This window comes from Kribbella sp. NPDC050241 (assembly GCF_044459685.1).
Classification (GTDB): Bacteria; Actinomycetota; Actinomycetes; order Propionibacteriales; family Kribbellaceae; genus Kribbella.
Genome location: NZ_JBITJE010000005.1, coordinates 508,017 through 529,411 on the forward strand (window position 1 = coordinate 508,017; position 21,395 = coordinate 529,411).

General features: G+C 68.7%; 23 protein-coding genes. 19 read left to right on the plus strand and 4 right to left on the minus strand.

Annotation, left to right across the window (positions count from 1 at the left end):
- The 4 genes from ACIBG5_RS25940 (at window position 1) to rpmB (ending at window position 4,204) form a co-directional block, all read left to right on the plus strand.
- The gene (locus ACIBG5_RS25940; protein ID WP_396394038.1) at window positions 1-1,068 is read left to right on the plus strand and encodes a carbohydrate ABC transporter permease; all 1,068 of its coding nucleotides are present in this window, start codon (window positions 1-3) and stop codon (window positions 1,066-1,068) included.
- Window positions 1,058-1,885 carry a carbohydrate ABC transporter permease gene (locus tag ACIBG5_RS25945; protein ID WP_396394039.1) on the plus strand — a complete coding sequence of 276 codons (828 nt, stop codon included), beginning with the start codon at window positions 1,058-1,060 and terminating at the stop codon, window positions 1,883-1,885. The genes ACIBG5_RS25940 and ACIBG5_RS25945 overlap by 11 nt, the downstream gene beginning before the upstream one ends.
- Window positions 1,886-1,915: 30 nt before the next feature.
- Window positions 1,916-3,898: an aldo/keto reductase gene (locus tag ACIBG5_RS25950; protein ID WP_396394040.1), complete on the plus strand. Its 1,983-nt coding sequence runs from the start codon at window positions 1,916-1,918 to the stop codon at window positions 3,896-3,898.
- Window positions 3,899-3,982: 84 nt separating this feature from the next.
- Window positions 3,983-4,204 carry a 50S ribosomal protein L28 gene (gene rpmB / locus ACIBG5_RS25955; RefSeq protein WP_131355194.1) on the plus strand — a complete coding sequence of 74 codons (222 nt, stop codon included), beginning with the start codon at window positions 3,983-3,985 and terminating at the stop codon, window positions 4,202-4,204.
- A gap of 70 nt (window positions 4,205-4,274) precedes the next feature.
- Here the strand turns inward: rpmB and ACIBG5_RS25960 are convergent, their stop codons facing one another.
- A complete protein-coding gene (locus ACIBG5_RS25960) occupies window positions 4,275-5,267 on the minus strand; it encodes an SAM-dependent methyltransferase (protein ID WP_396394041.1) in 993 nt (330 codons plus the stop codon).
- Window positions 5,268-5,427: 160 nt separating this feature from the next.
- Here ACIBG5_RS25960 and ACIBG5_RS25965 point away from each other — a divergent pair, with 160 nt between their 5' ends.
- From ACIBG5_RS25965 to mutM, 8 genes are all read left to right on the plus strand, one after another.
- Window positions 5,428-7,047, plus strand: coding sequence for a DAK2 domain-containing protein (locus ACIBG5_RS25965; protein ID WP_396394042.1), 1,620 nt, complete (start codon window positions 5,428-5,430; stop codon window positions 7,045-7,047).
- On the plus strand, window positions 7,044-9,293 hold the full coding sequence (recG, locus tag ACIBG5_RS25970) for an ATP-dependent DNA helicase RecG (protein ID WP_396394043.1): 2,250 nt from the start codon (window positions 7,044-7,046) through the stop codon (window positions 9,291-9,293). The genes ACIBG5_RS25965 and recG overlap by 4 nt, the downstream gene beginning before the upstream one ends.
- Window positions 9,290-9,850, plus strand: coding sequence for a 16S rRNA (guanine(966)-N(2))-methyltransferase RsmD (rsmD, locus tag ACIBG5_RS25975; protein WP_396394044.1), 561 nt, complete (start codon window positions 9,290-9,292; stop codon window positions 9,848-9,850). Before recG ends, rsmD begins: the two co-directional genes overlap by 4 nt.
- On the plus strand, window positions 9,843-10,313 hold the full coding sequence (gene coaD, locus ACIBG5_RS25980; RefSeq protein WP_360451994.1) for a pantetheine-phosphate adenylyltransferase: 471 nt from the start codon (window positions 9,843-9,845) through the stop codon (window positions 10,311-10,313). Before rsmD ends, coaD begins: the two co-directional genes overlap by 8 nt.
- Before the next feature lie 130 nt (window positions 10,314-10,443).
- Entirely contained in the window at window positions 10,444-10,959 is a 516-nt protein-coding gene (locus tag ACIBG5_RS25985; protein ID WP_360451996.1) for a DUF177 domain-containing protein, read from the plus strand.
- Window positions 10,960-11,026: 67 nt separating this feature from the next.
- Complete coding sequence (gene rpmF / locus ACIBG5_RS25990) at window positions 11,027-11,218, plus strand: 50S ribosomal protein L32 (protein WP_131355175.1); 192 nt, start codon at window positions 11,027-11,029, stop codon at window positions 11,216-11,218.
- Window positions 11,219-11,233: 15 nt separating this feature from the next.
- A complete protein-coding gene (rnc, locus tag ACIBG5_RS25995) occupies window positions 11,234-11,965 on the plus strand; it encodes a ribonuclease III (RefSeq protein WP_396394045.1) in 732 nt (243 codons plus the stop codon).
- A gap of 1 nt (window position 11,966) precedes the next feature.
- On the plus strand, window positions 11,967-12,821 hold the full coding sequence (mutM, locus tag ACIBG5_RS26000; protein ID WP_396394046.1) for a bifunctional DNA-formamidopyrimidine glycosylase/DNA-(apurinic or apyrimidinic site) lyase: 855 nt from the start codon (window positions 11,967-11,969) through the stop codon (window positions 12,819-12,821).
- Window positions 12,822-12,976: 155 nt separating this feature from the next.
- Here mutM and ACIBG5_RS26005 read toward each other — a convergent pair whose 3' ends face one another.
- Window positions 12,977-13,192, minus strand: coding sequence for a hypothetical protein (locus ACIBG5_RS26005; RefSeq protein ID WP_396394047.1), 216 nt, complete (start codon window positions 13,190-13,192; stop codon window positions 12,977-12,979).
- A 260-nt stretch (window positions 13,193-13,452) separates the two neighbouring features.
- Here ACIBG5_RS26005 and smc point away from each other — a divergent pair, with 260 nt between their 5' ends.
- Genes smc through ACIBG5_RS26020 form a run of 3 tightly spaced genes read left to right on the plus strand, consistent with a single transcriptional unit; the run spans window position 13,453 to window position 17,719 of the window.
- Entirely contained in the window at window positions 13,453-16,998 is a 3,546-nt protein-coding gene (gene smc / locus ACIBG5_RS26010; protein WP_396394048.1) for a chromosome segregation protein SMC, read from the plus strand.
- Between the two features lie 45 nt (window positions 16,999-17,043).
- On the plus strand, window positions 17,044-17,322 hold the full coding sequence (locus ACIBG5_RS26015; protein WP_396394049.1) for a type II toxin-antitoxin system Phd/YefM family antitoxin: 279 nt from the start codon (window positions 17,044-17,046) through the stop codon (window positions 17,320-17,322).
- Window positions 17,315-17,719, plus strand: coding sequence for a type II toxin-antitoxin system VapC family toxin (locus ACIBG5_RS26020; RefSeq protein ID WP_396394050.1), 405 nt, complete (start codon window positions 17,315-17,317; stop codon window positions 17,717-17,719). The genes ACIBG5_RS26015 and ACIBG5_RS26020 overlap by 8 nt, the downstream gene beginning before the upstream one ends.
- Before the next feature lie 10 nt (window positions 17,720-17,729).
- Here ACIBG5_RS26020 and ACIBG5_RS26025 read toward each other — a convergent pair whose 3' ends face one another.
- A complete protein-coding gene (locus ACIBG5_RS26025) occupies window positions 17,730-17,870 on the minus strand; it encodes a hypothetical protein (protein ID WP_396394051.1) in 141 nt (46 codons plus the stop codon).
- Between the two features lie 78 nt (window positions 17,871-17,948).
- Window positions 17,949-18,269 (minus strand): nuclear transport factor 2 family protein, encoded by a 321-nt coding sequence (locus ACIBG5_RS26030; protein ID WP_360452010.1) that lies wholly within the window; start codon window positions 18,267-18,269, stop codon window positions 17,949-17,951.
- A 97-nt stretch (window positions 18,270-18,366) separates the two neighbouring features.
- Here ACIBG5_RS26030 and ACIBG5_RS26035 point away from each other — a divergent pair, with 97 nt between their 5' ends.
- The 4 genes from ACIBG5_RS26035 to ACIBG5_RS26050 all read left to right on the plus strand — a co-directional run bounded on the left by ACIBG5_RS26035 (window position 18,367) and on the right by ACIBG5_RS26050 (window position 21,294).
- Complete coding sequence (locus ACIBG5_RS26035) at window positions 18,367-18,879, plus strand: hypothetical protein (protein WP_396394052.1); 513 nt, start codon at window positions 18,367-18,369, stop codon at window positions 18,877-18,879.
- Window positions 18,880-18,979: 100 nt separating this feature from the next.
- Entirely contained in the window at window positions 18,980-19,471 is a 492-nt protein-coding gene (locus ACIBG5_RS26040) for a sigma-70 family RNA polymerase sigma factor (protein ID WP_396394171.1), read from the plus strand.
- Window positions 19,468-20,166 carry an anti-sigma factor family protein gene (locus tag ACIBG5_RS26045; protein WP_396394053.1) on the plus strand — a complete coding sequence of 233 codons (699 nt, stop codon included), beginning with the start codon at window positions 19,468-19,470 and terminating at the stop codon, window positions 20,164-20,166. The genes ACIBG5_RS26040 and ACIBG5_RS26045 overlap by 4 nt, the downstream gene beginning before the upstream one ends.
- A 36-nt stretch (window positions 20,167-20,202) precedes the next feature.
- Window positions 20,203-21,294 (plus strand): threonine aldolase family protein, encoded by a 1,092-nt coding sequence (locus ACIBG5_RS26050; protein WP_396394054.1) that lies wholly within the window; start codon window positions 20,203-20,205, stop codon window positions 21,292-21,294.
- Window positions 21,295-21,395: the final 101 nt, after the last annotated feature.

The following is a 21,395-nucleotide window of genomic DNA, read 5'->3' on the forward strand; positions in this document are numbered from 1 at the left end:
ATGACTGCCACCAAAACACTTCCCGTGACCGTCCGCAGCACCGACACCACTACCGCCAAGCCGCCGGGCAAGTATCGCCAGGCGTTCCCGCAGTACGCCGCCGTCGCGCCGTTCTTCATCCTGTTCGCGATCTTCGGCGCCTTCCCGGTGCTGTTCTCGATCTGGATCTCGTTCCACGACTGGGACGGCATCGGGTCGATGACCTGGGTCGGCCTGCAGCAGTACAGCTACCTGCTCGGCGATCCGAAGTTCTGGCAGGCGATCGGCAACACGCTGATCATCTGGGTGCTGTCGACCGTGCCGATGTTGCTGCTCGCGCTCGTGATCGCCAACGCGTTGCACAACGCCACCCGGTTCCGCAGCTTCTACCGGATCGCCTACTTCATCCCCAACGTCACCTCGGTGGTCGCGGTCACCCTGGTGTTCGGATCGATCTTCAGCAACAACTTCGGCCTGCTGAACGCGTTCCTGCAGTCGGTCGGCCTGGGCAAGGTCGAATGGTTGACCCAGCCGTGGGGGATCAAGATCGCGATCGCCACCATCGTCACCTGGCGGTGGGTCGGCTACAACGCGATCATCTTCCTGGCCGGCCTGCAGGCGATCTCGGCCGACGTGTACGAGGCGGCCAAGGTCGACGGCGCCAGTTCACGGCAGGTGTTCTGGCGGATCACTGTGCCGATGCTGCGGCCGGTGATCCTGTTCACCGCGGTCACCTCGACCATCGGCGGACTGCAGATCTTCACCGAATCCCGGGTTCTGTTCGGTGACACCAACAACATCGGCGGCCCCGGCAACGCCGGTATGACGATCGTGTCGTACCTGTACCAGAGCGCGTTCATCAACAACCAGTTCGGGTACGGCGCCGCGATCGGCTGGGCGCTGTTCATCCTCATCGTGCTGTTCTCGATCATCAACTGGCGACTGATCGGCGGCCGGGACAACGAGCGGATCGCCCGTCGCGCCGCCCGCCGGGCCGAACGCAACATCGCCGCCCAGAAGGCCGCCCAGCAGGCCGAACAGCAGGAGGAAGCACAGCAGACCACGAAGGAGGCCGCCGATGTCCATTGAGCGCATCCGCACCACGATCGGGCACATCGTCTTGATGCTCGGCGTCGTCGTCTCGATCTTCCCGTTCTACTGGATGCTGGTGATGGCCTCGAACACCACACCGGACATCTTCAGCTACCCGCCGAAGCTGGTGATCGGCTCCCACCTGTTCGAGAACATGGGCAAGGTGCTCGACAACATCGACTTCTTCGGAGCGATGCTGCTCACCCTGATCGCCTCCCTCGGCGTCACCGTCCTCATCCTGTTCTTCGACTCGCTGGCCGCGTTCGCGTTCGCGAAGTACGAGTTCCCCGGCCGCAACTTTCTCTTCGGGTTGCTGCTGGCAACCTTCATGATCCCGACCCAGCTGTCGCTGGTGCCGCAGTTCGTCACACTCGCGGAGTTCGGCTGGATCGGGTCGCTGAAGGCACTCATCATCCCGGGCGCGGCGAACGCGTTCGGCATCTTCTGGATGCGCCAGTACGCCGCCGGCGCGATCCCGGACGAGCTGATCTCGGCCGCCAAGGTCGACGGGGCCGGATTCTTCCGGCAGTACCTGACGGTCGGCCTGCCGGTACTGCGGCCCGGCCTCGCGTTCCTCGGCATCTTCACCTTCATCAACGTCTGGAACGACTACCTCTGGCCGCTGATCGTGATGACCGACCCGAACCGGCTCACCCTGCAGGTCGCCCTGGACCAGCTCAACGGCATCTACGGCACCGACTACTCCATGGTCATGGCCGGCGCCCTGATGAGCGTCATACCGTTGATCGGGGTCTTCCTGATCGGCGGCCGGCACTTCATCTCCGATCTGGCCGCCGGCGCCATGAAATTCTGATCCATACCGACAAAGAAAACGGGACACGTCTTGACTGACACCAAGCTCCGCTGGGGCATCCTCGGCACCGGGAACATCGCGTCCCGGTTCGCCAGCCAGGTGCCGACCTCGCCGACGAACTCGGTCGTCGCCGTCGGCAGCCGGTCGATCGACTCCGCCAACGCCTTCGCCGACAAGTGGGACATCGCCAACCGGCACGCGTCGTACGAGGACCTGCTCGCCGACGAGACCGTGGACGCGGTCTACATCGCGACGCCGCACCCGATGCACGTCGAGTGGGCGATCAAGGCCGCCGAGGCCGGCAAGCACGTGCTGTGCGAGAAGCCGCTCGCGATCAACAAGGCCTGGGCCGAGGCGATGATCGAGGCCGCGGTCCGCAACGACGTCTTCCTGATGGAGGCGTACATGTACCGCTGCCTGCCGCAGACCAAGCTGATCGCCCAGCTGGTCCGCGACGGCGAGCTCGGCAACGTCCACCAGATCCAGGCGACGTTCGCGTTCGCGTCGTCGTTCCGGCCGGAGTCGCGGATCTTCGCCGACGAGCTGGCCGGTGGCGGCATTCTCGATGTCGGCGGCTACCCGGTCTCGATGGCCCGGCTGATTGCCGGCGCGGCGACCGGGCAGCCGTTCGCCGACCCGGCCGCGGTGACCGCGGTCGGCACGGTCGGCGAAACCGGCGCCGACGAATGGACCGTGGCGACGCTGTTCTTCGAGGGCGGCGTGACCGCACAGGTGAGCACCGGCGTGCGGCTCGGGGACCAGAACCAGGTCCGCATCTTCGGCAGCAAGGGCTATCTGGTGGTCGAGGACCCGTGGTTCGGTGGCGACGGCAAGCCGACCCACGTCACCCTGCACAAGGTGGGGGAGGAGCCGCGGGACATCTCCGCGGACCCGGCGCTCATCTACGCGGCCGAGGCCGAGGCGGTCGCACGGGCGATCGAGCAACGGCAGGCACCGGAGATGAGCTGGGCCGACACCCTCGGCAACCTGACCGTCCAGGACGCGTGGCGGGCGGCGATCGGGCAGCAGTACGCGAGCGAGCGGGACGACGCCAAGATCCCGACCGCCACCGGCCGCCCGCTGGCCAAGCGCGCCGACGCCCCGATGATCTACGGCAAGGTGCCCGGGCTCGACAAGCCCGTCTCCCGGCTCGTGATGGGCGTCGACAACCAGCAGACGCTCACCCACGCCGCGGTGGTCTTCGACGACTTCGTCGAGCGCGGCGGAACGACGTTCGACACCGCCTACATCTACGGCGGCGGCCGGGGCGAGAAGCTGCTTGGTCAGTGGATCACGTCCCGCGGCAACCGCGACGAGATCGTTGTCATCGGCAAGGGTGCGCACACGCCGCACTGCGATCCGGAGTCGATCACGCGGCAGCTGCACGAGAGCCTCGAGCGGCTGCAGACCGACCACGTCGACCTCTACATGATGCACCGCGACAACGAGGAGATCCCGGTCGCGGAGTTCGTCGATGTCCTCGACGAGCACTTCAAAGCCGGCCGGATCAAGGCGTACGGCGGCTCCAACTGGTCGCTGTCGCGGTTCGACGATGCCAACGCGTACGCCGAGGCCAACGGCAAGCAGCCGTTCACGCTGCTCAGCAACCACCTCGGCCTCGCGCGGGCGTACGACGTACCGTGGAAGGGCTGCCGGCACGTCTCCGACGACGAGTCGCAGGCGTGGCTGCGGGAGCGGCAGGTCGCGCTGTTCCCGTGGTCGAGCCAGGCGCGCGGGTTCTTCACTGGGCGGGCGAAACCGGAGGACCGGTCGGACGAGGAACTGGTGCGCTGTTTCTACTCCGACGAGAACTTCCGTAGGCTCGACCGGGCACGGGAGCTGGCGGCCGCCAAGGGAGTCGAGCCGACGGCGATCGCGCTTGCTTGGCTGTTGCATCAGCCGTACCCGGTGTTCCCGCTGATCGGGCCGCGGCACGTCAGCGAGACCCGGACCTCGACACCGGGGCTGTCGGTCACTCTCACGGACGAGGAAGTGGCCTACCTCACTGCCTGATCGGCGAGTGTGGACCGAATTGGTCGTGCGTCAGGCCGCATGTAACATGGTCTGTCGGTGTCACGACCCTGAACACGGAGAATCATGTCTAAGAAGTGCGATGTCTGCGGCAAGCAGCCGACGTTCGGCAACAACGTTGCCCGCCTGGGTAAGGGCGCGATGATCCGTCGGGTCAAGGCTCGTACGCCGCGGCGGTTCAACCCCAACATCCAGCCGGTCCGGGCGCTCATCAAGGGCACCCCGACCCGCCTGAAGGTCTGCACGTCCTGCATCAAGGCCGGCAAGGTCCAGCGCGTCGTCGGCTGACCCCAGCTCTCTCCGTTGTAGGGCCTGAAACAGGCGCCCGGGATCACCCGGGCGCCTCTTTCGCGTCTTCTCAGACCTTGTGGGCCACGACGGTGATCTCGTTCCGGTTGTGGTGCAGTTGCCGGGCGTGCAGTACGTCGTACTGCCGGCGCAGGACGTCGATACCGCGCCGGGCGCCGTCGAGCGGGTTCTTCCCGCCGCCCTTCAGCGTGACGATCGCGAGTCCGCCGCGGCGCACGTGCGCCGCCGCGTCGACCATCATCTGGGCGCTCATCACCTGATCCATCCGCATGTCGTTCACCACCACGTGGAACCGCACCCGGTTCTCCGCGAAGAACCGCCCGGCCGTCGTCGCCGCGTGATGGATCCCGCGGTCACGCTGCAGCCGCTGGTCCAGCGAGCCAGGATCCACCGACCACACCACCTGCTCGTGCTGCCGCAGGATCCGCGTCCACCCGCCCGGCGACGCACCCAGGTCGACCGCCTTCCCACCCGGCGCAAGCTCCAGCCCGAAGGTCGCGATCGCCTCCTCCAACTTGAACTCCGACCGCGACACCCGCTCCTCACCCCGAGCCAACCGCATCCGCCCACCCGGCCAGTCCGACAAGCTGTCAGCGCGGCGGTGCAGCCCGAGCAGGACCGCTCGGCGGCCCACGAAGCACGAGACGACGACCTCCTGCCCGGAGCGGGTCACCCTCACCCCACGCTCGGTGAGGGCGCCCTCGAGCCGGTGGTAGTACGACCCGCCGGTGCCTGCGCCATCGGTCCAGGCCTGCACCGCGAGCGCTTTCGGGTAGTCGGGCAGGGCGCTGAGCACAAGCTCGGCCAGCTCGTAGTCCGGGGGCAGCTCGTCGAAGCTGGCGATCTCGGTAGTCAGGTGCCGGACGAACACGATCCGCCCCGCGTCGCATGCCGCCGCGAGCTCACCCACGGCCGGGCCGTCGACGATGCGCCCCAGGTCACCGCTGACCCGCTCGATCCGCAGCTCGCGGCCGAACTCGCTCCGGATCTCCCGCACCGCCCACTCGTAACTGTCGGCAGCAACCGAGAACAACACGCTCACCCCCGAACCCTAGCGACCCGGCTCTCTGCGTACCGAACGACAGGACGTAGTCGTGTACGTAGATGCCCGCGCACGCCTGACGAGGTGCGCCGGAAGCCTCGGTTGGGGGACTACCTCCTGTCCTTCGGTACGCAGCGGGCTGTGTCGCTAGGGTTTGGGCGTGGAGGAATTGACGGTCGAGGTGTTGCGGGCCTGGGCTCGGACGGCGCTGGTCGAGTTGGGGCGGGCGCGGACCGACATCGACGAGCTGAACGTGTATCCGGTGCCGGACGGTGATACGGGCACGAACCTCTACCTGACCTGGGAAGCCGCCTGCGACGCGTTGCCCGCGGGCGAGCTGACCTTCAGCGAGGCCATCCAGGCGTTCGGCCGCGGCGCGTTGCTCGGCGCCCGCGGCAACTCCGGCGTCATCACCTCCCAGATGATCCGCGCCTGCGGCCTCCGCCTCGCGGAGAACCTCCCGCGTGACCAGGCTGCCGATGACAACGCCGTACTGGCCGACCCCCGGATGAGCGAGTCGGCCGCGTTCGCGGATGCCCTGAAGTACGCCGCCGATGCCGCCTACGGTGCGGTCGCGCAACCGGTCGAGGGGACCATGCTGACCGTGGCCCGGGCTGCGGCGACCGGCGCGATCACGGCCGCGAACGACGGGAAGAGCCTGGCGGACGTGTGCCTGGCCGCCGTCGCATCCGCCCGGCAGGCGCTCACCAGGACGACCGAGCAGCTCGACGTACTGCGGCGCGCGGGTGTCGTGGATGCCGGGGGAGCGGGCCTCGTGGTGATCCTCGGCGCGATGGAGTCCGTGCTCACCGGGCAGATCGTGCGGGTCGAGGTGCCGGCCCGGGTCGAGCCTCAGGGTGAGAACGCCGAGAGCCAGGACGGGCCGGCGTACGAGGTGATGTACCTGCTGGACGCACCGGACGACAAGGTCGCCGACTTCCGGCAGATCCTGGCCGGTCTCGGCGACTCGGTCGTCGTGGTCGGCGGGGACGGGTTGTGGAACGTCCACGTCCACACCGACGACGTGGGTGCCGCGATCGAGCACGGCATCGACATCGGTCGGCCGCACCGGATCCGGGTCACCCACTTCGCCGACCAGGCCCAGCACGAGCCGCCGCCGGGTCGCGCGGTGATCGCGGTCGTCGCCGGTGACGGGCTGGCGGACCTGTTCACCGAGGCCGGGGCGCAGGTCATCATCGGCGGACCGGGGCGGCGGTGCTCGACCGGGGAACTGCTGCGCGCGATGGAGAAGTCGAAGGCGTCCGAGATCGTGCTGCTGCCCAACGACAGCGACTCGCTCGCGGTCGCCGAGGCCGCCGCGACCGCGGCCCGCCAGGACGGGATCCGGGTGGCCGTGATCCCGACCAGGGCCCAGGTCCAGGGTCTGGCGGCGATCGCTGTCCACGACCCCGAGCGCAACTTCGACGACGACGTCGTACACCTCTCGGCGGCGGCCGGGCAAACCCGCCACGGCGCCGTCACGATCGCGGTGAAGGACGCCTGGACGATGGCCGGCATGTGCCGGGTCGGCGACGCGCTGGGCGTGGTCGACGGCGATTTCACGCTGATCACCGAAGATCTTGAGGAGGCGGCGTTCGGCGTGGTCGACCGGCTGCTCGGCGGCGGAGGCGAGTTGCTCACCATCGTCACCGGCCGGGACGCGGACCCCGCCCTGGCGGCGGCTCTGGAGCGGCACGTGCGGCGGAACCGCAAAGATGTCGACGTCGTGGTGTACGACGGAGGACAGGACAGGTACCCGCTGCTGATCGGGGTGGAATGACAACGGATATGGACAGGAAGGTCCGCGACTTCCTCGGTGCCAGGACGGCGAAGATCTTCGCGGACGTGCTCGCCATCGAGACCGTCGGCGACCTGCTGCGGCACTACCCGCGCCGGTACCTGAAGAAGGGTGAGCTGACCCCCTTCGACGAGCTCGAGGTGGGCGACCAGGCGACCGTCAACGGCCGGGTCAAGAAGGTCACCGTGCGGTCGCTGGACACCAAGGCCGAGATCCCGCTCACCGACGTGCAGAAGTGGGCCCGGCGCAAGACTCTGACCAAGGTCGTCGTCACCGACGGCCGGCGCGACCTGGAGCTGGCCTTCTTCAACCAGCCCTGGCTGGCGACCAAGCTGACGCCGGGGACGGCCGCCCTGTTCTGGGGCGAGGTGACGATGTTCCGCGACATCATGCAGCTGAAGAGCCCGGGCACCGAGATCCTCGACGAGGAGGACCTGTCCGAGGCCGAGATCGAACGCCGGGCCCGGCCGTTCCGGCCGCTCTACCCGGCCACCGCGAAGTTGCCGACCGCAACGATCGAGCGGAGCGTGAAGATCGTCCTGGACAGCCTGGCCGAGGGTCTCGACGACCCGATCCCGGAGCTGATCCTGCGCAAGGAGAAGCTGCTCAACCTGCGCGAGGCCCTGCAGAAGGTGCATCTGCCGGACACCGAGAAGGACATCCGCGACGCGCAGCACCGGTTCCGGTTCGAGGAAGCCCTGGTGATGCAGACGATCCTGGCCCAGCGCCGGGCCGTCACCGACGCGCTGAACGCGATCCCGCGGCCGCGGACCGAGGGCGGGATGCTGGACGAGTTCGACCAGCGGCTGCCGTTCGAGCTCACTGCCGGCCAGGCTGAGGTGGGCGAGGAGATCTTCGCCGACCTGGCCCGGCCGCACCCGATGCACCGCCTGTTGCAGGGCGAGGTCGGCTCCGGCAAGACCGTGGTCGCGCTGCGGGCGATGCTGTCCGTGGTCGACTCCGGCGGTCAGGCGGTGCTGCTGGCCCCGACCGAGGTGCTCGCCACCCAGCACCACAAGACGCTGACCAAGATGCTCGGCGATCTGGCCGAGGAGGGCATGCTCGGCGGCGCGGAGCGGGCCACCCGGGTGGGGCTGCTCACCGGTTCCCTGGGCGCGGCGGCCCGTCGTACGGCGATGCTCGACGCGGCCAGCGGGGCCGCGGGGATCGTGGTCGGGACGCACGCGCTGCTCGAGGACAAGGTGCAGTTCGCGGATCTCGGGCTCGTGGTGGTCGACGAGCAGCACCGGTTCGGGGTCGAGCAACGGGCGGCGCTGAGTCAGAAGTCCGGCGAGAACACTCCGCACGTGCTGGTGATGACGGCGACACCCATCCCGCGGACCGTGGCGATGACGGTGTTCGGCGACCTGTCCGTCTCGACGCTGACCGAGCTCCCCGCCGGACGCTCGCCGATCCAGTCGTCCGTGGTCCCGGCGAAGGAGAAGCCCGACTGGCTGCAGCGGGCCTGGGCCCGGGTCCGCGAGGAGGTCGGCAAGGGCCATCAGGCGTACGTCGTGTGCCCGCGGATCGGTGACGACGTGAAGAACGCGGCCGACGAGGAAGGTGAGTTCGTCGCCGGCGAGGAGGACAAGGGCGGCGGGAAGAAGCAGCAGGCGCGGCCGCCGATCTCGGTCCTGCAGGTGGCCGAGGCGCTGACCGAGATCCTGCACGACCTGCGGGTCGAGATCCTGCACGGCCGGCTGCCGGCCGAGGAGAAGGACGCGGTGATGTCGCGGTTCGCGGCTGGTGAGGTCGACGTACTGATCGCGACCACGGTGATCGAGGTCGGCGTCGACGTACCGAACGCGTCGACGATGGTGATCATGGACGCCGACCGGTTCGGCATCTCCCAGCTGCACCAGCTCCGCGGCCGGGTAGGTCGGGGCAAGGTGCCGGGGCTGTGCCTGCTGGTGACGGACCTGTGGGCGGGCTCGAAGTCGTACGGGCGCCTGGACGCGGTCGCATCGACGACGGACGGGTTCGAGCTGTCGCGGATCGACCTCGAGACCCGGCGTGAGGGTGACGTGCTGGGAGTCGCGCAGTCGGGTCGGCGGAGCAGTCTGAAGCTGCTGAGCGTGCTGCGGGACGAGGACATCATCTTCGCCGCCCGGCATGTGGCGAACTCGATCGTCTCGGTCGACGCCGAACTGGCCGAGTACCCGGCGCTCCGGTCGTTCGTGCGGAGCGCCCTGGAGTCGGAGACGACCGAGTACCTGGAGAAGACGTGAGCCGGATCGTCGGCGGATCGGCCGGCGGGCGGCGGATCGCCGTACCACCGGGGAGCGGTACGCGGCCGACCGCGGATCGGGTCCGGGAGGCGCTGTTCTCGTCGCTGGAGTCCGAGTTCGGCAGCCTCGACGGGCTCGCGGTGCTCGACCTGTACGCCGGATCGGGCGCGATCGGACTCGAGGCGCTGTCCCGGGGAGCGGTGCGCGCGGTCCTGGTCGAGTCGGACCGGAGGGCGGCCGAGGTGATCGCGGCCAACATCAAGGCCGTGGGCCTGCCCGGCGCGACCGTGCTGACACGTCCGGTGGAAAAGGTGACGGCGGGGGAGAGCCCCGCGGTCTTCGACCTGGTGTTCGCGGATCCGCCGTACAGGCTGGAGACGGAGGAGTTGCAGGACGTGCTGACCGGCCTGGCCGCGAACGGGTGGCTGGCCGACGACGCGGTCGTCGTGGTCGAGCGGGGCAAGCGGGAGCCGTGGGAGTGGCCGGAAGGTTTCGCCGCGCTGCGGGACCGCAAGTACGGCGAGGCCCGGCTTTGGTACGGTCACCGCCATGAGTAGGGCGGTCTTCCCCGGCACCTTCGACCCGCCGACGGTCGGGCATCTGGACATCGTCACCCGGGCGGCCGCCGCCTTCGACGAGGTGATCGTCGCGGCCGGCGTGAACCAGTCCAAGAACCGGCTGTTCAGCCCCGACGAGCGGGTGGAGATGCTGACCGAGCTCGCCGCGCCGTTCGGCAACGTGCGGATCGGGACCTTCGAGGGGCTGCTGGTCGACTACTGCCGGGCCGAGGGCGCCGGCGTGATCGTGAAGGGCCTGCGGTCGGCGGCCGACTACGACTACGAACTGCAGATGGCCCAGCTCAACCGCGCGATGACCGGGGTCGACACGCTGTTCATGCCGACCCGGGCGGAGAACGCTTTCATCTCCTCCAGTTGGGTCAAGGAGATCGCCCGCCTCGGCGGGGACGTAAGCTCCTTCGTGACCCCGGCTGTTCACTCCCGGTTACTGGCGAAGTTCTAGATGTACCCCGAATTGGGCGACTGGCCGCGGAGTTGGTAACCTAGACAACCGGTCTCGACGAGACCGAGATTTTGCCTTGCCCACGCCTGAGAGGAATGTCCTGAGCGTCTTGGACCCGCGGTCCCCACTCGTGATCGACACGCACGAGCTGACACGCCGCGCCGGGTCCCAGCGCGAGGTCACCTTCACGGCGCCGGCTCCGGCGGATCTCGGAATCGACGTGATCGGCGTCCCCGAGGGCGACCCGATCCAGTTCGATCTACGGCTGGAATCGGTCGTCGAAGGGGTCCTCGTCACCGGGACGGCCCGCGGCCGACTGGTCGGGGAGTGCGCGCGGTGCCTGGTCGATATCGAGGACGAGTTCCTCGCTGACGTCCAGGAGCTGTACGTCTACCCGGAAAGCGAAGCCGAACCGGACGAGGCCAGCCGGATGGAGGGCGATCTGATCGACCTCGAGCCGGTGCTGAGGGACCAGGTGGTGCTCGCACTGCCGTTCCAGCCCTTGTGTACGGACGACTGTCCGGGCCTGTGCCCCGAGTGTGGGGTACGCCTGGCGGACGAGCCCGGCCACAAGCACGAGGACGGTACCGACCCACGCTGGGCAGCCCTCGGCGGACTGCTCCAGAACGACCAGCACGACAACTAGATACCGAATACACGTCAGCCAGCCGGCCGGGTCCACAAGCCCCCGGCCGAACCGAGGAGTCATAACCGTGGCCGTTCCGAAGCGGAAGATGTCGCGCAGCAACACCCGCAACCGCCGGGCCCAGTGGAAGACCACTGCCCCGTCGCTGGTCACCTGCGTGAACCCCGCCTGCCGCGCGAAGCACCTGCAGCACACCGTTTGCCCCACCTGCGGCCAGTACGGCGCCAAGGGCGAGCGCCGCCAGGTCGTCGAGAGCTAAGCGACACCTCACCCAGTGAATTCGGTCAACGAGACGGGGCTCTACGCCGAGCTGAACCAGCGGCTCGGCGTATCGCTGGCTGACGAACTACTGGAGCACGCCTTCACCCACCGCTCGTACGCGTACGAGAACGGCGGGCTACCGACGAACGAGCGGCTGGAGTTCCTCGGGGACTCCGTGCTCGGCGTCATCGTCACGGAGTCGCTGTTCCGCAATCACCCGGACCTGTCCGAGGGCAGGCTGGCCAAGCTGCGCGCCGCGGTGGTGAACATGCGCGCGCTCGCCGGGGTCGCCCGCGATCTCAAGCTGGGCAAGTACCTGAGGCTCGGTCGCGGTGAGGAAGCCACCGGCGGCCGGGACAAGTCGTCGATCCTGGCCGACTGTGTCGAGGCGCTGATCGGTGCCGTCTACCTGGACCGCGGCTTCGAGACCGCCGGACACGTCGTGCACAGGCTGTTCGACGACCTGATGGAGTCCTCGGCCCGGCTCGGCGCCGGCCTGGACTGGAAGACCTCGCTGCAGGAACTGGTCGCGCAGCTGGGCGTCGGCGTGCCGGAGTACGTGATCGCCGAGTCCGGCCCGGACCACGCCAAGACGTTCGAGGCTCGGGTCCGGATCGGTTCCGACACGTACGGTCACGGCATCGGCCGGAGCAAGAAGGAAGCCGAGCAGCAGGCCGCGGAGACCGCGTGGAAGGCGCTCCGGGCCGCCCACCCAGACAGCACAGACCCATCCCAGCAGCCCTGAGGTGCCTGAGCTTCCTGAGGTAGAGGTCGTACGCCGGGGTCTGGCGGAGTTCACCACCGGCCGGACCATCGACGCGGTCGAGGTCCTGCATCCGCGTCCGGTACGGCGTCACGCCGCCGGGCCGGACGATTTCGTCGCCCGGCTGAAGGGGCAGGTGTTCGCCGAGCCGGCCCGGCGCGGGAAGTACCTGTGGCTGCCACTGGAGTCCGGGGACGCGGTGCTGACCCATCTCGGGATGAGCGGGCAGTTCCGGGTGCAGCCGGTCGGCGCGCCGGACGAGTCCCATCTGCGGGTCCGGTTCCGGTTCGCCGACGACGGCGGAGAGGTCCGATTTGTGGACCAGCGGATGTTCGGTGGTCTGTCCTATTCCGAGGGTGGTGCGGACCTGCCGCCGGAAATCGCGCACATCGCCCGCGACCCGTTCGATCCTCTGTTCGATCCGGACGTCTTCGTGGCCGCGGTCCGGCGCCGCAAGACCGGCCTCAAACGGGCCTTGCTGGACCAGACCGTCATCAGCGGAGTGGGCAATATCTACGCAGATGAAGCGTTGTGGCGGTCAAAAATGCACTACGCCCGGGCGACGGAAACGCTGAAACCCTTACAAATAAGGGAGATCCTGCGCCACGCCCATGAGGTGATGGCGGAGGCACTGACCGTCGGCGGGACCAGCTTCGATGCCCTGTATGTCAACGTGAACGGGGAATCCGGCTACTTCGAGCGTGGCCTGAACGTCTACGGACAAGAGGGTTCGCCGTGTCCGCGCGACGGGCGGCCGATCCGTCGGGAGCCGTTCATGAACCGTTCGTCGTATCGGTGCCCGAAATGTCAGCCGATCCCTCGCCATGTCCGCTGGTGAGCGAGGTATCGTTAATAAACGTGGCCCAGGTTGACCGTCGGCCCCGCCGGTGTCACCCTGAAAGACGGCACACATTTTCAGCGCTCCACGTCGTGATCCCAGGAGCGCACCCGGCGAGAACCCTTCCGGAGGACAGCACAATGGCCAAGGCTCTTCTAGGGCACCTTGGAGGCACTGACCCGCGCATGCTCGAGCAGGTTCGTCTGCTCAACCGGCGTGTCGCCGATCTGGAGGCGCACGTGATGCGCCTGCAGGCAGAGAACGACCACCTCGTCGCACAGGTCCACGAGGGCCGACTGCTTACCGTCGACGAGGCTCTGCGCGCCCCCGCTTCGGTCTGAGGACCCGAGCCGCGACAACGAGAGTTCCATCTCTACCGTCCGCACTACCCACGGCGGTGGCCCCCGTCCGGGCCTCCGCCGGTTGTCTGTTCATCGAATGTTGTGCTCCCAGAACCTTTGCCCGCCATTCTGATCGGCTGGCCTCCGCACGTTCGTCGGCAGCTGTTTGTAGACTGCGAAGCGGAACTACTTCCCCCGGGTAGCGGCAGCGTTACGTGCAGTTATGACGGTTCCTTCGGTATCGTCTGTCCTTTCACGGGTTGGAGAGCATCGCTTTGTACCTGAAGAGCATGACGCTCCGAGGCTTCAAGTCGTTCGCGTCGGCCACGACGATGAACTTCGAACCGGGCATCACCTGCATCGTCGGCCCGAACGGCTCCGGCAAGTCCAATGTGGTCGACGCTCTCGCCTGGGTGATGGGCGAGCAGGGCGCCAAGTCGCTGCGTGGCGGCAAGATGGAAGACGTCATCTTCGCCGGCACCTCCGGCCGCGCCCCGCTGGGCCGCGCCGAGGTGGTGCTCACCATCGACAACACCGACGGCGCGCTGCCGATCGAGTACGCCGAGGTGACGATCTCCCGGACGATGTTCCGCAACGGCGGGTCGGACTACCAGATCAACGGCCAGAACTGCCGGCTCCTGGACGTCCAGGAACTGCTCAGCGACTCCGGCATCGGCCGCGAGATGCACGTCATCGTCGGCCAGGGCCAGCTCGACTCGATCCTGCGCGCCACACCGGAAGGCCGGCGCGGGTTCGTCGAGGAGGCGGCCGGCGTCCTGAAGCACCGCAAGCGCAAGGAAAAGGCGATCCGGAAGCTGGAGGCCACCGAGGGCAACCTGAACCGGCTCGGGGACCTGATCACCGAGATCCGCCGCCAGTTGAAGCCGCTCGGGCGCCAGGCGGAGGTGGCGCGCCGGGCGGTGACGATCCAGGCGGAGGTCCGGGACGGTCGCGCCCGGCTGCTCGCCGACGACATCGTCCAGGCCCAGTCCGCGCTCGAGGCGGAGCTGCGCGACGAGGCCGCGCTGACCCAGCGGCGGACCGAGACCGAGGCCAAGCTGCGCGAGGCCCGTGAGCTGGAGGCCGAGCTCGAGGACGCGCTGCGCGAGGATGCGCCCGCCCTGCAGGCCGCCCAGGATACGTGGTACCAGCTGTCCGGCTTCGGCGAGAAGATCAAGGGCACGGCGCGGATCGCGGCGGACCGGATCCGGTCGCTGAACGACGAGGCCGAGGAGCCGCGCGCCGGGCGGGACCCGGACGAGCTCGAGCTGGAGGCCGCGCGGGTCCGCGAGACCGAGGCGCAGATCGAGGCCGAGGTCGAGGCGCACTCGGAGCTGCTCGCCGAAGCCGTCGAACGCCGCCAGCAGCTCGAGTCCCAAGAGGCCGAGGAGGAGCGACGGATCTCGGCGCTGATCCGGGCCGCCGCCGACCGCCGCGAGGGCCTGGCCCGGCTGACCGGTCAGGTGAACGCGCTGAAGAGCCGCGCCTCCGCCGCCGAGTCCGAGATCGGCCGTCTCGCCAGCAACATGCGCGAGGCCGAGGCACGTGCGGCCAAGGCGCAGCACGACTTCACCGCGCTGGAGACCCAGGTCGCCGGGCTGGACGCCGGTGAGAAGGGTCTCGACGACCAGTTCGAGGCGGCTCAGGCGGTCCTCGACGAGATGGACGAGCGCCTGGCGAAGGTCCGGGCCGAGGAGCGCGACGCCGAGCGCGAGCGCACCGGCCTGTCGGCTCGCAAGGAGGCGCTGGAACTCGGCCTGAACCGCAAGGACGGTGCCGGCGCCCTGCTGGCCGCCTCCGAGCAGGTGAACGGCCTGATGGGTTCCGTGGCTGCCCTGCTGAGCGTGCGGACCGGGTACGAAACTGCAATCGCAGCGGCCCTCGGCGAGGCTGCCGACGCCGTCGCGGTCACCCACACCGACGCTGCTCTGCACGCCGTCGGCCACCTCAAGCAGCACGATCTGGGTCGGGCCGGCCTGCTGCTGGGCGATGCACCGTCGGATGACTACGCCACGTGGCCGTCGCTGCCGTACGGAGCGTCGTACGCCGTTGATGTCGTGGACTGCCCGGAGACCCTGCGGCCCGCTCTGCGGCGGCTGCTGCGCAAGGTCGTCGTGGTGGACGATGTCGCAGCTGCCCGGGTGCTGGTGCGGAATCTGCCCGACGTCACGTGCACCACGCGCGGTGGCGACGTACTCGGGGCGCATTTCGCGTACGGCGGTTCGGACGCGGCGCCCAGCCTGATCGAGGTGCAGTCCGCGGTCGACGAGGCGGCGGAGAAGCTGACCGAGGCGACGGCGCGGAGCGAGCGGCTGCGGTTCGAGTTGGCGGCGCTGGACGACGAGCGATCGCGGCAGAAGGAATCCGTCGAGATCACGCTGGCCCGGCTGCACGAGTCGGACGCGGCGATGGCGGCCGTGGCCGAGCAGTTGGCGCACTTCGGGTCGCTCGCGAAGGCGTCCCGTGGCGAGGCGCAGCGGATGGCCGAGGCCATCGCCGCGGCCGAGGAGGAGCGCGACAAGAACCTGTCCGGCCTGGCCGAGCTGGAGGAGCGCCTCACCGACGCCGAGCAGTTCGACGACGACGGTGACGAGCCGGATACCGCCGAGCGCGACCGGCTCGCCGAGGCGGCCAAGGGCGGTCGGGCGGCCGAGATGGAGGCGCGGCTGGCGCTGCGCACCACCGAGGAGCGGGCCAGGGCGCTGTCCGGCCGGGCGGACTCGCTGGAGCGCGCGGCGCGGCAGGAGCGCGAGGCGCGGGCGCGGGCGATCGCTCGGGCGGCACGCCGAGCCCGGCAGGCGGAGGCCGCGCAGGCGGTGCACCTGGCTGCTGGTCACGTGCTGGCCCGGCTGGAGACCTCGTTGCAGCTGGCGGCGTCCGAGCGGGCGGCGATCCAGGCGCAGCGCGCGGATCGCGAGCAGGCGCTGGCCCAGTCGCGCTCCGCGACGCGGGGCCTGAGCTCCGAGCTGGAGCAGCTGACCAACACTGTGCACCGCGACGCGCTGGCCCGGGCCGAGCAGAAGATGCGGCTGGAGCAGCTGTACGAGAAGTCGCTCGGCGAGCTCGGCGTCGAGGTCGAGGCGCTTGTCGCGGAGTACGGGCCGGACCAGCTGGTGCCGCCGCTGCCGAAGGACGGCGACGACAACACCCTCGAGCTCGAGGGCGAGCCGTTCGACCGGACGAAGGTCGAGAAGCGGCTCAAGCAGGCCGAACGCGCGCTCAACCAGCTGGGGCGGATCAACCCGCTCGCGCTGGAGGAGTTCGACGCGATGGAGGAGCGGCACCGGTTCCTGTCCGAGCAGCTCGACGACCTGAAGAAGTCCCGCCGGGACCTGATGGACATCGTCAAGGAGGTCGACGAGCGGGTCGAGCAGGTCTTCACCCAGGCCTATCGCGACGTCGAGGTCGCCTTCGAGCATGTGTTCGCCCGGCTGTTCCCGGGAGGTGAGGGCCGGCTGGTGCTGACCGACCCCGACGACATGCTGTCCACCGGGATCGACGTCGAGGCGCGCCCGCCGGGCAAGAAGGTGAAGCGGCTGTCGTTGCTGTCCGGTGGCGAACGGTCGCTCGTCGCGGTCGCGTTCCTGGTCGCGCTGTTCAAGGCCCGGCCGTCGCCGTTCTACATTCTCGACGAGGTCGAGGCGGCGCTGGACGACACGAACCTCGGCCGCCTGCTGGAGCTCTACGAAGAGCTGCGCGAGAACAGCCAGCTCCTCGTCATCACCCACCAGAAGCGCACCATGGAGGTCGCCGACGCCCTGTACGGCGTCACCATGCGCGGCGACGGCGTCTCCTCGGTCATCTCCCAACGAATCCGCGAGCCCGAAGCAGTGTAGTTCGCAGGTGTAGCGAGCTGTGTCTCATGGAGCTACGCTGGGGGTATGAAGATCATCACCCAGCGGGAGTTCCGCAATCACTCCGCGGCTGTGATGGATGCCGTTGAGGCTGGGGAGACCTACCACATCACCCGGAACGGCACCGAGGTCGCCGAGCTGCGCCCGCTGAACAAGCGGCGACGCCTGAGCGCGCAGGAGCTGGTCCAACGGCACCGCCGGTTGCCCCGCGTGGACGCCGCGCTGATGCGACAGGAGGCGGACGAGTTCTTCGGCGCCGAGGACAGGGTCGGCGAGGACGACCCCTGGGAGCGCGGCGGTGAGTGATCCGTCGGCTTCCGGCGTTCTGGACACCTGTACGTACATCGATCTCGGTCTGATCGAGGCAGATGCGCTGCCGGAGTATCCCGAACTCACGGCCGTCACCCTCGCCGAACTGCATCAGGGTGTAGCGATGGCGAAGGATGCGGCGACGAGAGCCGCGCGGACTGAGGTGCTCGGAGCTGCCGTGTCCGACTTCGATCCACTGCCGTTCGACGGCGATGCGGCGGCCCGCTACGGCACGCTGGTGGCGCTGGTGATCTCGGCCGGCCGTGATCCCCGGCCCCGGCGAATGGACCTGATGATCGCGGCCATCGCCTCGAGCCGGGGCCTGCCGCTGTACACACGCAACGCAGCGGACTTCAAGGGACTCGACAACGTGCTGACCGTCCGCGCGGTCTGAGGGCATTGGGCTACCAGTTGTTGCCGGAGGCGGCGGAATCTCCGAGGTCCGAGTCGCTGCCGCTGGAGGGGCCGGAGTCGAAGGCGAAGTCGTCGCCGGCGTCGTACAGGCCGTAGGCGTACTTCGTGTACCGGCGGGCTGACATTCTCATGACCGGACTGTAGGAGGCCGATGGGGCAGTCGAGCGCTTGACCGCTGCGGCGTGCTTGCCTCCGGCAACTAAGCGGGGTCAGGCGGTGATGGTCATGGATGCGAGCTGATCGCCCTGGACGTCGAAGGTGAAGTGGGACGGTCCGTTGAAGCCGTCGCCGCCGACCTGGGTGACGATCGTCAGCGGGTTGCCCGGGGTGGACACCGTGGTGCCGGTGAAGGTGGCCCGCTTGCCGATCAGCTCGTTGTCGCTCCAGGACCGGATCCGGTCGTGTCCGCGGAACTGGCGGCCCCAGTCGTCGACGAAGCCGTCGGCGGCGAAGGCCGCCACGAACGCGTCGTTGTCCTGCTCGTCGATCGCGGTGAGTGCACGCTGGATCGCGGCGGGGATCTGTTCCATACCTGAAACCATGCCCGAAACGATATCTCTCCGGTTTGAACCGGTCACGGATTCCGGACGTATGGCAGGTGTTCAACGGTGACCCGAGGAGGACCTGATGAAGCGGATGGGAATTGTGATCGGTGTGCTCGCCCTCGGCCTCGCCGGCTTGACCGCCTGCGGTGACGACGGCAACTCCGCCAGCGGTGGGACATCCAGCAGCAGCTCGAGCGCACCGGCCGCCGCCGACGCGAAGCTCGCCACTGCCGACGTCGGCAGCTTCGGCAAGGTCATTGTCGACGGCAACGGGCGAACGGTGTACGTGTTCGACAAGGACGTGTCCGGCAAGTCGAACTGTGAGGGCGACTGCCTGGCCAAGTGGCCGGTCGTGGCCGCCGGTGACGGTACGCCGCAGCTGGACGGCATCGACGCCTCGCTGGTCAGCACAGTGACCCGGTCCGACGGCAGCAAGCAGCTGGCGGTCGGCGGGTTGCCGATCTACCTGTTCGCGAGTGACACCAAGGCGGGCGACGCCAAAGGCCAGGCGGTCGAAGGAGTCTGGTGGGTCGTCGGCGCGGACGGTAAGAAGGTCACGACTCAGCCGTCAAGTAATGGCAACTCAGGTTACTGAGTTCCGGCCGCGGTCGAGCCCAGCCATTGCGGTGGCCGGTGAATCCCCTATCGTACGGACGGTGGGTGACTACCCGGGGCCGGAGGCTGCCGAGACGCTGATCCGATCGCTGTACGCCGAACACGGCCGCAGCCTGCTGGCTTATGCGACCCGGCTGACCGGCGACCGTGCGGCCGCGGAGGACGTCGTACAGGAGACTCTGGTGCGGGCGTGGAAACACGCCGGCGACCTGACCTCGGGCAAGGGTTCCGTCCGCGGATGGTTGCTGACGGTGGCACGCAACATCGTCACCGACCGGGCCAGGGCCCGAGCGGCGCGACCGGCCGAGGTCGCCGACGTGGAGATCCGGCCCCCGGTCGAGGGTGACCATTCCGAGTCCGTGGTGAACACCATGATCGTGATGGACGCACTCGACCAGGTGTCGCCGGAACATCGCGAGGTGCTGGTGCAGTTGTACTACCGGGGCCGGTCGGTCGCCGAGGCCGCCAAGGAACTCGGTGTCCCGCCCGGTACCGTGAAATCGAGATCGTATTACGCCCTCCGAGCTCTGCGCGCGGTGATGGCCGGAACAGAAGCGGAGGTGGCCCGATGACTGAGCACGATCGCTCGCAGCTGGGTGCCTACGCCCTCGGCGCGCTCGAGCCCGACGAGGTCCGCGAGGTCGACGAGCACCTGGCCACCTGTGCCGAGTGCCGCACCGAGGTGGCCGAGTTGGAGGAGATGAAGTACTTCCTGGGCGAGGTGCCGCCGGAGGCGTTCCTGGACGGTCCGCCCGAAGGTGGCGAGCTCTTGCTGCAGCGCACGCTGCGGGAGGTGCGGCAGACGGCCGCCGAGCCGGCGCCGGTGCAGGCCCCGCCCGCCAGGAAGCGGTCCCGCACATGGTTGCTGGCAGCCGCGGCAGTGCTGGTGGTGGCCGGTGCACTCGGTGGCGGCGTGGCCATCGGACGGCAGGCCGCCGAGCCGGCCGAGGTTCCTGTCGCCGGGTCCAAGCACGTCAACTCCGCGGACGTCGCGACTGGCACGACGATGGCCACGACGGTGGAGCCACGGGCCGGCTGGAGCTGGGTCACGGTGCAGATCAACGGCCTGAAGGCCGGTGCCGAGTGCCAGATGGTCGTGACCGACAAGTCGGGCAAGACCTGGATCGCGGGCAGTTGGGTGGTGTCGGCGAAGGCCGCTCAGGAGGGCAGCAAGTTCGGCGGCGGTGTGCTGGTGCCGCTGAATCAGGTGCGGTCGGTCGAGATCAGGACGCTCGAGGGCGAGCACGTGGTCACTGCCAAGATCTGAGCCCAAACCGATTGCGGGGCACGAGAGGATAGGGGCGTGGCTACTACCTCTGACGACCTCAGGGCCCGCCGGAAGACCGCGGCCGAGAACTGTGAACGCTGGCTGTCACACCCACGGGTGTCTGTGCCGGACAGGTTGCGGCAGCTCACCGAGGTCGAGTGCGAGGAGTCGGCCGACGTCTACGGCAACGATGGAGACGTCGCCGCGCTCGAGCAGGAGGTAGCCGACCTCCTGGGGAAGCCGGCGGCGGTCTTCATGCCGACCGGGATCATGGCCCAGCAGAGCGTCCTGCGCGTATACGCCGACCGCGCCGGGACCGATCGGGTCGCGGTGCACGGGCTGTCCCACCTGCTCGTGCACGAGCTGAACGCACTGGAAGAGGTGCACCGGCTCCGGATCGAGCGGATGACGTCGGAGCCGCGGCAGCCCCGGCCGGACGAGCTGGCCGCGATCCCGGGGAAGCTGGCCGCGGTCACGGTGGAGCTGCCGCTGCGCGATGGCGGGTTCGTGCTGCCGACGTGGGACGAGCTGGTCGTGTTCGCCGAGTCCTGTCGGGAGCGCGGCGTACCGCTGCATCTGGATGGCGCTCGCTTGTGGGAGAGCACGCCGTACCTGGGCCACAGCCTGGCGGAGATCGCGGCACTCGCCTCGACGGTGTACGTGTCGTTCTACAAGGTGCTTGGTGGCTTGAGCGGTGCGGCGCTGGCCGGGCCGGAGGACGTGATCGCCGAGGTACGGCGCTGGCAGCGTCGGCTGGGCGGCAACCTCTACACGCTGTTCCCGTACGCCGTGTCCGCGCGGGAGGGACTGCGGACCGTCCTGCCGCTCATGGGAGACCTGTACCAGCGGGCGGTCGAGCTCTCGATGGCCTTGCAGGGCGAGGGTTTCCGGGTGTTCCCGGAGCCGCCGCACACCAACTCGTTCCGGGTCTACGCGCCGCAGGCGGCCGACACGATCGAGACCGCTGCGGTCAAGCGGATGGAGACGACGCGCGAGGCGATCTGCGGCCGATGGCAGCCCGCTGACGTACCGGGATGGTCGTGGATCGAGTTGGTGGTTGGTCCGCACACGCTGGAGTGGCAGGTCGACGAAGTCGCCAAGGCGTTCGGGGAACTTTTGCGGCACTGAGGTCGTCAGTGTGATTGTTGGGTTGGGGATACGGGGAGAGAAGTGCTGACATTCGTCGTCACCATGGTCGTTCTGCTGGTTCTGTCGGGGCTCGTGCTGCT